Raw genomic sequence first — 14,172 nt, 5'->3', positions numbered from 1 at the left:
TTACTTGTGACTCAGCCGGCGGACGAGCCAGTCGCCGAACGACTGCACGATCTGCACGAACACGATCAGGATCGCGACCACCGTCCACATCACTTCGGGCAAATAGCGCTGGTAGCCGTAGCGGATCCCGAGATCGCCGAGGCCGCCACCGCCGATCGCACCCGCCATCGCCGAATAGCCGACCAGCGACACGAACGTGATCGTCAGGCCCGCGACAACGCCCGGCAGCGATTCGGGCAGCAGCACCTTGAAGACGATCTGCGACGTGGTCGCGCCCATCGATTGGGCGGCCTCGATCAGCCCGCGGTCGACTTCGCGCAACGCCGTCTCGACGAGACGCGCGATGAACGGCGCGGCCGCGAGCGTCAGCGGCACGACCGCCGCGGCCGTGCCGATCGACGACCCCGTGACGAGCCGCGTAAACGGAATCACCGCGACCAGCAGGATGATGAACGGTGTCGAGCGGACCGCATTCACGACGCCGCCGAGCACGCGGTTCACCGCGAGGTTCTGCAGCACGCCCTGGCGGTCGGTCAGGTAGAGCAGCACGCCGAGCGGCAGGCCGACGAGCGCGCCGACCACTCCGGAGATGCCGACCATGATCAGCGTCTCCCAGAACGACTGCACGAACATATCGAACATCTCACTCAACATACGAAAGCTCCTCTACCACCACACCTTGCTCGCGCAGGAACGCGAGCGCCTGCCCGACCTTGCCCGGCTCACCGCCCGCGAGCACCGCGAGCGAACCGAATGCCTGCCCCTGGATCTCGTCGATCTGGCCGTGCAGGATGTTGAAATCGAGTTCGTACCGGCGGATCGTCTCGGACAGGATCGGCTGGTCGACACCCGAGCCCGTGAACGCAAGCCGCAGCAAATGCCCGCTGCCCGTCTTCAGCCGCTCGGCCACGCGCACCTTCAGCGCGGGCGGCAATTCCTGCGCGATCACGTCGCCGATCAGCGCGCGCGTCACTTCGTGATGCGGCTGCAGGAACACGTCGATCACGCGGCCTTCCTCGACCACGCGCCCCGCATCGAGCACCGCGACGCGATCGCACACCTGCTTGATCACTTCCATCTGGTGCGTGATCAGCACGATCGTCAGCCCGAGTTCGCGGTTGATGCGCTTCAGCAGGTCGAGGATCGAACGCGTGGTCTCGGGATCGAGCGCGGACGTCGCTTCGTCCGACAGCAGCACCTTCGGCTGGCTCGCGAGCGCGCGGGCGATGCCGACGCGCTGCTTCTGCCCGCCGCTGATCTGCGACGGATAGCGATCCTTCTGCGCGGACAGCCCGACGAGGTCGAGCAGCGGCAGCACGGCGGCCTCGATCTCGGCGCGGCTTGCGCCGGCCAGTTCGAGCGGCAGCGCGACGTTGTCGAACACCGTGCGCGACGACAGCAGGTTGAAGTGCTGGAAGATCATGCCGATCTCGCGGCGCGCCTCGCGCAGCGCGCCAGCCGGCAGCAGCGTGAGATCACGCCCGCCGACGACGACATTGCCTTCGGTCGGCCGCGTGAGCAGGTTGATGGTGCGCACGAGCGTGCTCTTGCCGGCGCCGCTTCGGCCGATGATGCCGAACACCTCGCCCTGCGGGATCGTCAGGTTGATGTTGCGCAGCGCCTCGACCCAGCCACCCGGCCCGGGAAATCGCTGCGAAAGATTGCGTAATTCGATCATGTAAACAAAACGGCGGCCCGGCTGGCGAGTTGGCCCGCCAGTCGGCCGCCGATGCATCTGGAATAACCGTCGATTTTACCGCAAACCCCTCATTCCCCTTAATAATCGATTTCGATCTTTTCATAACCGCACGAAATTAGAGGAGCACCGCTGGCGCACCGCGACGGTGCCGCGACTATGATCCGGAACACACATGCCAACCGACAGGGGACACGCCAGATGACCGCCACCACTACGCCGGCCGCCGCACCCGCCACCGCCGGACCGGCGCCTTCGTCGCCGCCCACGCCGACCATGGGCCGGCTGCGTACCGCGGACGGGCTCGAACTGGCGTCGTACCGGTGGCCCGCCGGCGAAGGCACCGCGCCGCCGCGCGCGACGATCGCGCTCGTGCACGGTCTGGCCGAACACGCGGGCCGCTATGCCGCGCTCGCCGGCCGGCTGAATGCGGCCGGCATCGACGTGCTCGCGATCGACCTGCGCGGACACGGCCAGTCACCCGGCAAGCGCGCCTGGGTCGAACGCTTCGACGGCTACCTGAACGATGCGGATGCGCTTGTCGCCGAAGCCGCGCGCGGCAATTCGCCGCTGTTCCTGATGGGGCACAGCATGGGCGGCGCGGTCGCCGCGCTGTACGCGATCGAACGCGCGCCGACGCGCGGCCACGCGCTGACGGGCCTCGTGTTGTCGAGCCCGGCGCTCGCGCCGGGGCGCGACGTGCCGCGCTGGATGCTCGCGGTGAGCCGCGTCATCAGCCGCGTATGGCCGACCTTCCCTGCCATCAGGATCGATGCGGCGCTGCTGTCGCGCGATCCGGCCATCGTCGCGGCCAATCGTGCCGATCCGCTCGTGCATCACGGCGCGGTGCCCGCGCGCACCGGCGCGGAGATTCTCGACGCGATGGCGCGCATCGAAAGCGGCCGCGGTGGGCTCCGTGTTCCGGTGCTCGTCTATCACGGCACCGAGGACAAGCTGACCGAGCCCGACGGCAGCCGGGCGTTCGGCGCGCGCGTCGGCTCGACCGATCGCACGCTGACGCTATACGAAGGCGGCTTTCACGAAACGATGAACGATCTCGAACGCGATCGCGTGATCGACGCGCTGATCGCGTGGATTCACGCGCGCGTGCCGGCACGCTGAGCGTCCGGCACGGCCGGTCGATCGATTGTCAGATACCGGCCAGCACGCGCAGGTGCGCGACGACGCTGCGCCCGAGTGCGGACAGGTTGTAGCCGCCTTCGAGGCAGCTCACGATGCGGCCCTGCGCATGCCGGCGCGCCACGTCGACGATCTGCGCGGTCAGCCATTCGAAGTCGGCCTCGACGAGGCCGAGGTTGCCGATATCGTCCTCGCGATGCGCATCGAAACCCGCCGACACGAACAGCATCTGCGGCTTGAACGCATCGAGGCGCGGCAGCCAGAACATGTCGACGGCCTCGCGGATCGCCATCCCGTTGCTGCGCGCAGGCATCGGCAGGTTGACCATGTTCGGCGCCTGGTGATCGACGCCCGAGAACGGGTACAGCGGATGCTGGAAGAAGCTGCACATCAGCACGCGCTCGTCATTCGCGAACACCGCCTCGGTGCCGTTGCCGTGATGCACGTCGAAATCGATGATCGCGACGCGCTCCAGACCGTGTACGTCGAGCGCATGCCGCGCGGCGATCGCGACGTTGTTGAAGAAGCAGAAGCCCATCGCGCGCGCGGGCTCCGCATGGTGGCCGGGCGGTCGCACGCCGCAGAACGCATTCGCATAGCGGCCTTCGATCACCGCATCGGTCGCCGCGATCGCGGCGCCGGCCGCGCGCAGCGCCGCGCGCCAAGTATCGCGGTTCATCAGCGTATCGGGATCGATCTCCACGTGGCCGTCAACCGGCGTCATGCTCCGGATGTAGTCGATGTGCGCCTGCGTATGCACCCGGCCCAGCGCCACCTCGCTCGCGAACGGCGCGGTTTCGTGCACGATCAGGTCGTCGATACGGCTCGCGATCATCTGATCCTGGATCGCCGACAGGCGGGCCGGGCATTCCGGATGCCACTCCCCCATCTCGTGCAGCATGCAGTCGGGGTGCGTATAGAAAGCGGTTGCCATAAGCTGTCATCCGCGGCGCACGGTGCGCCGCAGGTCTCCATCAATGATGTCCATCGTCTGCCGCGAATTCGCCGCTAACTTACCACAACGGGGGCCTGCCACGCCCCGGCGCGCCGGATCCGTCGGGTATACTGCGCCGAACCCAATCGCCTTGTCCGCCCGCTTCGACATGAATTCCAGCAAGCCTGCCGCCCTTCTCTCCGCGCTGTTCCGTGTTCGCGTGCCGCTCGTTGCGGCCGCTGTGGTCGCGGCCCTCGGCACCGCGCCTGCCGGCGCGCAGACGCAACCCGCGAAGTCCGCGGGCAAGCTCGTCGCACAGGCCCAGCCACAGCAGCCGACGCCGCCAGGCCAGACCTTCGAAGAGGAAATTGTTCCGCAGCGTTACGCGAACAACGCGAAGATCGATGCGTTCATCGACGAGATGGTAAGCCGCAACAGCTTCGACTCCGCGAGCCTGCATGCGCTGTTCTCGCGCGTCAGCTATTCGGCGACGGCCGTCAAGCTCGTGAAGCCGGCCCCGTCGCCGACGGTCAAGAACTGGCGCGTCTATCGCTCGCGCTTCATCGAGCCGATCCGCATCAACGCGGGCGTGAAATTCTGGAAGGCGAACCAGGCAACGCTGCAGCGCGCGTCCGAGCAGTTCGGCGTGCCGCCCGAGGTGATCGTCGGCATCATCGGCGTCGAGACGATCTACGGTCGCTACATGGGCAATTTCCGCGTGCTCGACGCGCTGACGACGCTCTCGTTTGACTATCCGGATACGCCGAATCGCGACAGCCGCCAGGCGACGTTCCGCAAGAACCTCGAGGATTTCCTGGTCTGGACGCGCGACAACCAGCTCGACCCGACCACCGTGCTCGGCTCGTATACGGGCGCGATCGGGATTCCTCAGTTCCTGCCGAGCAGCATCCGCGAATACGCGGTCGACTTCGACGGCACGGGCCATGTCGACCTGCGCAGCAGTCCTGCCGATGCGATCGGCAGCGTCGCGAACTACCTGAAGCAGCACGGCTGGGAAACCGACCGCCCGGTGGTCTGGCAGATCACGCCCGATACGGGCAGCCTGGGGATCGCCCAGGCCGCCGCCGACGGCCAGCCCGAACCGCACTGGGCGTTGTCGCAACTGCTGCGCGCGGGCATGACGCTGAACGAGCCGACCGTCAACATCACGACCGAAGGCGGCACCCCTGTAACAGTGGTCGACCTGCCGTCGCCGGGGCGTGCGACCGAGTACATGCTCGGTCTCAAGAATTTCTATGTGCTGACGCGCTACAACCGCAGCTTCTTCTACGCGCTCACCGTGTACCAGCTTGGCGAGGCGGTGAAGGCGCAGATGGAAGCGAGCGGTGCACTTCCGCCAGCCACCGTCGACACCGAGTCGCAATAAGCACCCGCCGCTCAAAGAAAAAGCGCCGCACTAGCGGCGCTTTTTTTATCGCACGCGCACTGCGCGCACCTGCCTGCGTTCAGGCAGGAAACACGCCCGTGGACAGGTAGCGGTCGCCGCGATCGCAGATGATGAACACGATCGTCGCATTCTCGACCTGACGTGCGATACGCATCGCGACTTCACATGCGCCGCCCGACGAAATGCCGGCGAAGATGCCTTCGACCGACGCGAGCCGGCGCGCCATCGTTTCCGCCGCGGCCTGGCTCACGCTCTCGACGCGGTCGACGCGGCTGCGATCGAAGATGGTCGGCATGTACGCTTCCGGCCACTTGCGGATGCCAGGAATGCGCGAACCGTCTTCCGGCTGCGCACCGACGATCTCGATCGCCGGATTCTGTTCCTTCAGATACTGCGACGTGCCCATGATCGTGCCCGTCGTGCCCATAGCCGACACGAAGTGCGTGATGCGCCCTTCGGTATCGCGCCAGATTTCCGGGCCCGTCGCTTCGTAGTGCGCAATCGGATTGTCGGGATTCGCGAACTGATCGAGGATCACGCCCTTGCCTTCGCGCTGCATCTGGTCCGCGAGATCACGTGCCAGCTCCATCCCGCCCTTCACCGGCGTCAGGATGATTTCAGCGCCATAGGCGGCCATGCTCTGGCGGCGCTCGACCGACAGGTCCTCCGGCATGATCAGCACCATCTTGTAGCCGCGGATCGCCGCTGCCATCGCAAGTGCGATACCCGTGTTGCCGCTCGTCGCCTCGATCAGCGTATCGCCCGGCTTGATGCGCCCGCGCGCCTCGGCCTTGCTGATCATCGACAGCGCCGGACGATCCTTCACGGAACCAGCCGGATTGTTGCCTTCGAGCTTCGCGAGCACCACGTTGTTGCGCGCGCGAATTTCATCGTCCGGCAAGCGGACCAGTTGGACGAGCGGCGTATTGCCGATCGTGTCTTCGATAGTTTTGTAAGCCATGGATATACCGTGAGTACGAGGCCGATCAATCGATCGATTGTAAACCAGCACCGCTGCTCACGCCGGCAACCCCATTGCGACGATGGAATACGCGTGCCGTGCAACGCTCCGCCGCATACACCGCGCCCACGCAAAAAACCCGCGGCATGCCGCGGGAAGCCGTCGCAACGACGGCGACTGAAGGAGCTCGTTGTCGGTCGCGCGCGACGCGTTACTTCTGTGCCGTGCGGGCAGGCGGTGCCGCGGGCTTGCCGAGGGGCTTGCCCGGTGTCGGCAGCGTGGCACCCGTGCCGGCCGCGCCGACCGTCAGGCCCTCCTGCTGAAGCCGCTCGACGGTATGGCCGCCCATGCCTTTCACGCGCGATGCGAGATCTTCCGCATTCTTGAACGGACCGCGTGCGCCGCGTTCGTCGAGGATCGCCTTCGCCCGTGCCGGGCCGATGCCCTTGATGCCGACGAGTGCATCCTCGTTCGCGGTGTTGACGTCAACGGCCGCCCAGGCCGACGCGATCGTGCCGAGCATTGCCGCTGCGGCCAACCATTTCCTGATCATGTGCTGGATCTCCGATGAAAAACGGCCGGCGGCTGCCGACCGTGAGACCCAGTCTATCGATTCAACGCTTCCGCTTAAACCTGGCCAGATAGCCAACGCACATAGCGGTCGACGCCTTCCTGCACGGTCAGGAACGGTGCGTCGTAACCGGCCGCACGCAGCTTCGTCTGGTCGGCCTGCGTGAAGCACTGGTACTTGCCGCGCAGTGCATCGGGGAACGGCACGTATTCGATCAGCCCTTGCTCGACCTGCTGCGCGAGCGTCAGCGGCGGCTGGTTGTCGAGTGCACGCAGCGTGTTCACGACCGTCGACGCGATATCGTTGAACGGCTGCGCACGACCCGTGCCGAGGTTGAAGATGCCCGACTTCTCCGGATGATCGAAGAAGAACAGGTTCACCTTCGTCACGTCCTCGACCGACACGAAGTCGCGCGTCTGCTCGCCCGGCGCATAGCCGTTGTACTCGCCGAACAGCTTCACCTTGCCTTCCGCACGGAACTGGTTGAAGTTGTGGAACGCAACCGACGCCATGCGCCCCTTGTGCGTCTCGCGCGGGCCGTACACGTTGAAATAGCGGAAGCCGGCGATCTGGCTCTTCGCGGTCGGCAGCACGCGACGGATCACCTGGTCGAACAGGAACTTCGAATAGCCGTAGATGTTCAGCGGCGCCTCGACCTCGCGCTCCTCGACGAAGCGCGTCGATCCGCCGTAGGTCGCGGCCGACGATGCGTACAGGAACTGCGTGCCCTGCGCGAGGCAGGCGTCGAGCACCGCGCGGCTGTAGCGGAAGTTGTTGTCCATCATGTAGCGGCCGTCGGTTTCCATCGTGTCCGAACAGGCGCCTTCGTGGAATATCGCGCGTACCTTGCCGAAATCGCCGCGTGCGAAACGTTCGACGAATTCCGTCTTGTCCAGATAGTCGTCGATCTCGCAATCGACGAGATTCCGGAACTTGTCCGCGCGCGTCAGGTTGTCGACCGCGATGATGCGCGACTCGCCGCGCTCGTTGAGCGCCTTGACGATGTTCGCGCCGATAAAACCGGCTGCGCCGGTGACGATGAGGGTCATGATCGTCCTGCCTGAAAAGTGCGAGCCATGCGTGCGGCGCGCTCGTCGCGCCACCGCATGCGCTCAGTGAAACAGTTCGTCGTAATCCACCGTGGCCGTGCCGAGCTTGCCGACCACGATGCCTGCCGCGCGATTCGCGAGCACGACGGCATCGACGAGCGGCACGCCCGCGCCGAGCATCGTCGCGACCGTTGCAATCACGGTATCGCCCGCGCCCGACACGTCGAACACCTCGCGCGCGAGCGCCGGTGCGTGCAGTTCGCCGCTGGCGGAAAACAGCGTCATCCCTTCTTCCGAACGCGTGAGCAGCAGCGCGTCGATGCCGAGCTCCGCGCGCAGCTTCGCGACGCGCGCGCGCAGATCGTCTTCCGACTTCCACTGCCCGACCACTTCGCGCAATTCAGCGCGATTCGGCGTGATCAGCGACGCGCCGCGGTAGCGTGCCCAGTCGTCGCCCTTCGGGTCGACGAGAACGGACTTGCCGGCCGCACGCGCCTTCTCGATCATCGTCGTGACGTGCGTCAGGCCGCCTTTCGCGTAATCCGACATCAGCACGACGTCGTGCTGCGGCAGCAGCGCATCGAAGCGCGCGAGCCCCGCGAGCAACACCTCGTGCGTCGGCATGGCCTCGAAGTCGACGCGCAGCAGTTGCTGCTGGCGCGCGAGCACGCGCAGCTTGATCGTGGTCGGCAGCGCCGGGTCGCGCTCGAGATGCGGCGTCACGCCGCTGCTGCCGAGCAGCTCGACGATCCGCTCGCCGGGTTCGTCGCAACCGACGACGCACAGCAACCCGGCCTGGCCGCCGAGCGTCACGGCGTTGCGTGCGACGTTGGCCGCACCGCCGAGGCGCTCTTCCTGACGCTGCACGTGCACGACCGGCACCGGCGCTTCAGGCGAAATGCGATCGACGTTGCCGAACCAGTAACGGTCGAGCATCACGTCGCCGACGACAAGCACGCGCGAGCGCGCAAGCTGCTCGCGCGGCACCGGAACGACTTCGCGGAGAGTATTCATCGTGTGGTCAGCCACGGGTGGACGACTGGGGATCGACATACGGCCGGCCGATCGCGTAGTAGTCGATGCCGAGTTCGGCCATCGCATCCGGCTCATAGAGGTTGCGACCGTCGAAGATCACCGGCGCCTTCAGTTCGGCCTTCAGGCGCGTGAAGTCGGGGCTCCGGAACTCCTTCCACTCGGTCACGATCACGAGCGCGTCCGCGCCCGTCACGGCGATGTCCTGCGTCTCGACGAGATGCAGCCGGGCCAGCGCGTCCGGATCGGTGCCGAAATCGAGCGCAAACACGCGCCGCGCCTCGTCGACCGCGACCGGATCGTACGCACGCACGGTCGCGCCGCGTTCGAGCAGCGCGGCGATCAGGCGGCGGCTCGGCGCCTCGCGCATGTCGTCGGTGTTCGGCTTGAACGCCAGGCCCCAGACCGCGAACTCGCGGCCGGTCAGGTCGGCGCCGAAGCGCTGCTCGATCTTGCTGATCAGCACGTCCTTCTGCGCAGAGTTGGCCGCCTCGACGGCCTCCAGGATGCGCAGCGGCTGGCCGTTCTCGCCGGCCGTGCGAATCAGCGCCTGGACGTCCTTCGGGAAGCACGAGCCGCCATAGCCGACGCCGGCGTACAGGAAGTGATAGCCGATGCGCGGATCGGAGCCGATCCCGCGGCGCACGGCCTCGATGTCGGCGCCGACCTTGTCGGCCAGATTCGACATCTCGTTCATGAACGAGATGCGCGTCGCGAGCATCGCGTTCGCCGCATATTTCGCGAATTCGGCCGAACGCACGTCCATGTAGATCGTGCGCTCGTGGTTGCGATTGAACGGCGCGTAAAGCTTCTTCATCTTCTCGCGCGCGATCGTGCCCGTCTCGTCGTCGTCGACGCCGATGATGATCCGGTCCGGACGCATGAAGTCTTCGACCGCGGCGCCTTCCTTCAGGAACTCCGGGTTCGACACGACCGAGAAGCGATGCGCGACGCTGCCTGCCAGACCGCGGGCGGCAAGCGCCTCGTCGACCACGCCGCGCACGCGCTGCGCGGTGCCGACCGGCACCGTCGACTTGTCGACGATCACCTTGAAGCTCGTCATGTGGCGGCCGATGTTGCGTGCTGCTTCGAGCACGTACTGCAGGTCGGCCGAGCCGTCCTCGTCGGGCGGCGTGCCGACGGCGATGAACTGGATCTCGCCGTGCGCGACGCTCGCCTCGATATCGGTCGAGAAGCGCAGGCGCCCCGCCGCGCGATTGCGCGCGATGATGTCCAGCAGCCCCGGTTCGTGAATCGGCATCCCGCCGTTGTTCAGGATGTCGATCTTGCGCTGATCGACGTCGAGACAGAAGACGTCGTGACCGATCTCCGCGAGGCAGGCGCCCGTGACGAGACCGACATAGCCGGTGCCGATGATGGTGATTTTCATAGATGTTCCGGTACTTCCCGGTAATTGACTAACTTGGCCGCCGGGACGAGCCCGGCGGCAACCGCAGCGCGTTGGCTCCGCGTGCCGGGATCAGCCCGGCATCGCAGGTTCGACGCGGCGCGGCGCATAGGTTTCCCAGCCGCTGCATCCGGGGCACTGCCAATAGAAGAGCCGTGCCCGGAAACCGCAATTCTGGCACGTATACCGTGGCAGATTCTTGGTGCGCTGCTTGATCAGCGCACGCATCATTTCAAGTTCCTTACGACGCGGTTCGTCGGCCGCGGCGATTTGCGCATCGAGCAGATGCAGCATCCCCGACAGGTTCGGTGACTTCTCCATCTGCGTGCGCGCGAGCGTGTGCGCCGCATCCTGGCCGCGCAACCCCGCGATGTGCTGGTACGCGATGTCGAGCAGGTCGTTCGACGGATAGCGGTCGATATACCCCATCAGCAGCTCGGCGCCTTCGGCATTCTTGCCGAGCGCGACATACGCCTTCATCAGCTTGTCGGCGACGAGCGGCAGATACGCCGGATTCTGCGCCTCGACGCGCTTCCAGTGCTCGATCGCGGCCGCGTGGTTGCCCTCGGCTTGCGCCGCGTCGCCGGACAGCACCGTCGCGCGGACGTTCTGCGGGTTCACGGTCAGCGCCAGGCGCAGCTGTTCGGCGGCCGCTGCCGCGTTCTTGCGCTGCAGCGCGTCCTGTGCGAGTTCGCAGTGGAACTGGGCAATTTCGACGCCGAGCGGCTTGTCGCTCATCGACTCGATGCGCTTCGCCGTATCGATCGACTTGTTCCAGTCCTTCTCGATCTCGTAGATCGTCAGCAGCGCCCGCTGCGCGCCGAGCGCGTAATCGCCGTCGGCGAGCTTGTGAAACGCTTCCTCGGCACGATCGAGCAGCCCGGCCTTCAGGAAATCCTGGCCGAGCTCGTACAGCGCGTGGTCGCGCTCGTTGACCGGCAGGTCCGTGCGGCTCAGCAGGTTCTGGTGCACGCGGATCGCGCGATCGGTCTCGCCCCGGCGGCGAAACAGGTTGCCGAGCGCGAAGTGCAGCTCGACCGTCTCGGGATCGAGCTTGGCGACCTCGATGAACGCGTCGATCGCCTTGTCAGGTTGTTCGTTCAACAGAAAATTCAGACCGCGAAAATACGATCGCGGCAGGTTGGCACTCTCCGACAGGAGATTCTTCAGGTCATAGCGTGACGCCGCCCAACCGAGCGCGAACGCGACCGGAATCGCGAGCAACCACCAGAAATCCAGATCCATGCGAAATATCGAAGCAGAGACGAAAACCGCGCGATGATCGCGCGGCGTCCGTGTTAAATGACGGGCGGCATCGGCGGCTGGTCGATGACGGCCGGCGTTTCGCGCGCCGCGCGCAGATCGCGCTTCAGACGCCCGTTCTCGAGACGCAGACGGAAGATCGAAGGCAGCGCGGACAGCAGGCCGGCCAGCAGCCCCACGCCGAAGAACGCCAGGCCGATCAGGATCAGCGGCGCTTGCCATGAATAGCCGGCAAGGAAATTCAGCGTCGCGGTTTGCGTATTGGCCAGCGCAAGCACCAGCAGCAGGACGAACACCAATACCCGGATCAGCCAGACGATAAACTTCATGAAGCCCTCTCTTTGTTGAGGTTTGCCGCGGCGCGCGACTCCCCTTCGTCGCGCCGAATCGACCCGTATTGTAAAGGATGCGTTTCCGCGGCTGCGCAGATCCTGCGTGCCGCCGTTGCGCGACGATCGCCGGAAATGAAAAAAGCGCCCGCAAGGGGCGCTTTTCTTTTCAGCCTTCGCCGGATGGGTTCCGGGCAAACCGGATGACGCTTAACGCTCGTCGTCCGGATCATCAGCCTTCAGCGGTTCACCGGCGCGGCCATCGACGCGTTCACGCAATTCCTTGCCAGGCTTGAAGTGCGGCACGAACTTCTCGGGCACCTGCACTTTCTCCCCTGACTTCGGGTTGCGTCCGACGCGCGCCGGGCGACGGTTGAGGCCAAAGCTGCCGAAACCCCGAATTTCAATGCGATGCCCTTTCGCCAGGGCATCAGACATCGCATCGAGCATCGTTTTCACCGCGAAATCCGCATCCTTGAGGACAAGTTGCGGAAATCGCGATGCCAGCTGCGCGACCAACTCGGATTTGGTCATACTTCAGCAGACCTCGTGAGGCTTACTGGTTCTGGCCGTCGAGCTTCGCCTTCAGCAGCGCGCCGAGGTTGGTCGTACCGGTCGCAGCAGCGCTGGAGTCCGACTGCAGGCCGCGGATCGCTTCCTGTTGTTCAGCCGAATCCTTCGCCTTGATCGACAGGTTGATGCCGCGCGACTTGCGATCGATGTTGATCACCATCGCGTTGACCTTGTCGCCTTCCTTCAGCACGTTGCGAGCGTCTTCGACGCGATCCTGCGAGATTTCCGACGCGCGCAGGTAGCCTTCGATGTCACCCGTCAGCGTAACGACCGCACCCTTCGCATCGACCGTCTTCACGACGCCGTCGACGATCGAGCCCTTGTCGTTCATTGCAACGTAGTTGCTGAACGGGTCGCCTTCGAGCTGCTTGATGCCCAGCGAAATACGTTCCTTCTCGACGTCGATACCGAGCACGATTGCTTCGACTTCGTCGCCCTTCTTGTACTTGCGAACAGCTTCTTCGCCAGCTTCGCTCCACGACAGGTCCGACAGGTGGACCAGGCCGTCGATGCCGCCCGGCAGACCGATGAACACGCCGAAGTCGGTGATCGACTTGATTGCGCCCGTGATCTTGTCGCCCTTCTTGAAGTTGCGGCTGAAGTCATCCCACGGATTCGGCTTGCACTGCTTCATGCCGAGGCTGATACGACGACGGTCTTCGTCGATCTCGAGGACCATGACTTCGACTTCGTCGCCCAGCTGGACAACCTTCGACGGAGCAACGTTCTTGTTGGTCCAGTCCATTTCCGACACGTGGACGAGGCCTTCGATGCCCGATTCCACTTCGACGAATGCGCCGTAGTCGGTGATGTTCGTGACCTTGCCGAACAGGCGCGTGCCCGACGGGTAACGGCGCGAGATGCCTTCCCACGGATCGTCGCCCAGTTGCTTGATGCCCAGCGAGACGCGGTTCTTCTCTTGGTCGAACTTGAGGATCTTCGCGGTGACTTCCTGGCCAACCGACAGGACTTCGCTCGGGTGACGCACACGACGCCATGCGATGTCGGTGATGTGCAGCAGGCCGTCGATGCCGCCGAGGTCGACGAACGCGCCGTAGTCGGTGATGTTCTTGACCACGCCGTTGACGATCGCGCCTTCCTTCAGCGTCTCGAGCAGCTTCGCGCGCTCTTCGCCTTGCGTTGCTTCGATCACTGCACGACGCGACAGCACGACGTTGTTACGCTTGCGATCGAGCTTGATCACGCGGAACTCGAGCGTCTTGCCTTCGTACGGGGTCGTGTCCTTGACCGGACGCGTGTCGACCAGCGAACCCGGCAGGAACGCGCGGATGCCGTTGACCATCACGGTCATGCCGCCCTTCACCTTGCCGGTGATCGTGCCGGTGACGAGTTCGTTGTTGTCGAGCGCCTTTTCCAGCGACAGCCACGATGCAAGGCGCTTCGCCTTGTCGCGCGACAGGATCGTGTCGCCGTAGCCGTTTTCGAGTGCGTCGATCGCGACGGACACGAAATCGCCCGACTGCACCTCAACCTCGCCCTGATCGTTCAGGAATTCCTCGATCGGAATGTAAGCCTCGGACTTCAGGCCTGCATTGACGACCACGAAGTTGTGGTCGACGCGCACGACTTCGGCGGAAATCACTTCGCCGGCGCGCATGTCTTGGCGGGTCAGCGACTCTTCGAACAGAGCCGCGAAAGATTCAGTATTCGGGGTAGAGGTTTGCAGGTCGGACATAAAAATCTGATTGTGCATGGATCGCTGTGCCACGCCGGCCGGAATGGCAGGCTGAAAGGGCCAGATCGATGTCCACACGGGGTTAAGGGTTCGAAACACGCTCCGCCCTTAC

14 protein-coding genes are annotated in these 14,172 nt (G+C 65.0%); 2 read left to right on the top strand and 12 right to left on the bottom strand.

Annotated features, from left to right (window positions below; all coding sequences use genetic code 11):
- A complete protein-coding gene (locus CFB82_RS05610; protein ID WP_069249240.1) occupies positions 1–654 on the bottom strand; it encodes a methionine ABC transporter permease in 654 nt (217 codons plus the stop codon).
- Positions 644–1,678 (bottom strand): methionine ABC transporter ATP-binding protein, encoded by a 1,035-nt coding sequence (locus tag CFB82_RS05605; RefSeq protein WP_046545198.1) that lies wholly within the window; start codon positions 1,676–1,678, stop codon positions 644–646. Before CFB82_RS05605 ends, CFB82_RS05610 begins: the two co-directional genes overlap by 11 nt.
- A gap of 219 nt (positions 1,679–1,897) precedes the next feature.
- On the opposite strand from CFB82_RS05605, the gene CFB82_RS05600 reads away from it, so the two are divergent.
- Positions 1,898–2,818, top strand: a complete 921-nt coding sequence (locus tag CFB82_RS05600) for an alpha/beta hydrolase (RefSeq protein WP_089483554.1) — start codon at positions 1,898–1,900, stop codon at positions 2,816–2,818.
- 28 nt (positions 2,819–2,846) lie between these two features.
- On the opposite strand, the gene CFB82_RS05595 is transcribed toward CFB82_RS05600, so the two are convergent.
- Positions 2,847–3,770, bottom strand: coding sequence for a histone deacetylase family protein (locus CFB82_RS05595; RefSeq protein ID WP_069247440.1), 924 nt, complete (start codon positions 3,768–3,770; stop codon positions 2,847–2,849).
- A 43-nt stretch (positions 3,771–3,813) separates the two neighbouring features.
- On the opposite strand from CFB82_RS05595, the gene mltB reads away from it, so the two are divergent.
- Positions 3,814–5,157, top strand: a complete 1,344-nt coding sequence (gene mltB / locus CFB82_RS05590) for a lytic murein transglycosylase B (protein ID WP_089483553.1) — start codon at positions 3,814–3,816, stop codon at positions 5,155–5,157.
- A 79-nt stretch (positions 5,158–5,236) separates the two neighbouring features.
- Here mltB and cysM read toward each other — a convergent pair whose 3' ends face one another.
- The 9 genes from cysM to rpsA form a co-directional block, all read right to left on the bottom strand.
- Positions 5,237–6,139, bottom strand: coding sequence for a cysteine synthase CysM (gene cysM, locus CFB82_RS05585; RefSeq protein WP_069247438.1), 903 nt, complete (start codon positions 6,137–6,139; stop codon positions 5,237–5,239).
- 211 nt (positions 6,140–6,350) lie between these two features.
- Entirely contained in the window at positions 6,351–6,692 is a 342-nt protein-coding gene (locus CFB82_RS05580) for a ComEA family DNA-binding protein (RefSeq protein ID WP_069247437.1), read from the bottom strand.
- A gap of 74 nt (positions 6,693–6,766) precedes the next feature.
- On the bottom strand, positions 6,767–7,759 hold the full coding sequence (gene rfaD, locus CFB82_RS05575; RefSeq protein ID WP_089483552.1) for an ADP-glyceromanno-heptose 6-epimerase: 993 nt from the start codon (positions 7,757–7,759) through the stop codon (positions 6,767–6,769).
- A gap of 63 nt (positions 7,760–7,822) precedes the next feature.
- The gene (rfaE1, locus tag CFB82_RS05570) at positions 7,823–8,773 is read right to left on the bottom strand and encodes a D-glycero-beta-D-manno-heptose-7-phosphate kinase (RefSeq protein ID WP_069247435.1); all 951 of its coding nucleotides are present in this window, start codon (positions 8,771–8,773) and stop codon (positions 7,823–7,825) included.
- A gap of 7 nt (positions 8,774–8,780) precedes the next feature.
- Entirely contained in the window at positions 8,781–10,181 is a 1,401-nt protein-coding gene (locus CFB82_RS05565; protein WP_069247434.1) for a UDP-glucose dehydrogenase family protein, read from the bottom strand.
- 90 nt (positions 10,182–10,271) lie between these two features.
- Entirely contained in the window at positions 10,272–11,444 is a 1,173-nt protein-coding gene (gene lapB, locus CFB82_RS05560; RefSeq protein WP_069247433.1) for a lipopolysaccharide assembly protein LapB, read from the bottom strand.
- Positions 11,445–11,497: 53 nt separating this feature from the next.
- Positions 11,498–11,791, bottom strand: coding sequence for a lipopolysaccharide assembly protein LapA domain-containing protein (locus CFB82_RS05555; RefSeq protein WP_069247432.1), 294 nt, complete (start codon positions 11,789–11,791; stop codon positions 11,498–11,500).
- Between the two features lie 210 nt (positions 11,792–12,001).
- Positions 12,002–12,325, bottom strand: coding sequence for an integration host factor subunit beta (locus tag CFB82_RS05550; RefSeq protein ID WP_006486894.1), 324 nt, complete (start codon positions 12,323–12,325; stop codon positions 12,002–12,004).
- A gap of 22 nt (positions 12,326–12,347) precedes the next feature.
- The gene (gene rpsA / locus CFB82_RS05545; RefSeq protein WP_011544885.1) at positions 12,348–14,060 is read right to left on the bottom strand and encodes a 30S ribosomal protein S1; all 1,713 of its coding nucleotides are present in this window, start codon (positions 14,058–14,060) and stop codon (positions 12,348–12,350) included.
- Positions 14,061–14,172: the final 112 nt, after the last annotated feature.

This window comes from Burkholderia sp. HI2714, assembly GCF_002223085.1.
Lineage (GTDB): Bacteria > Pseudomonadota > Gammaproteobacteria > Burkholderiales > Burkholderiaceae > Burkholderia > Burkholderia lata_D.
This window is presented reverse-complemented; position numbering and strand designations above follow the sequence as displayed.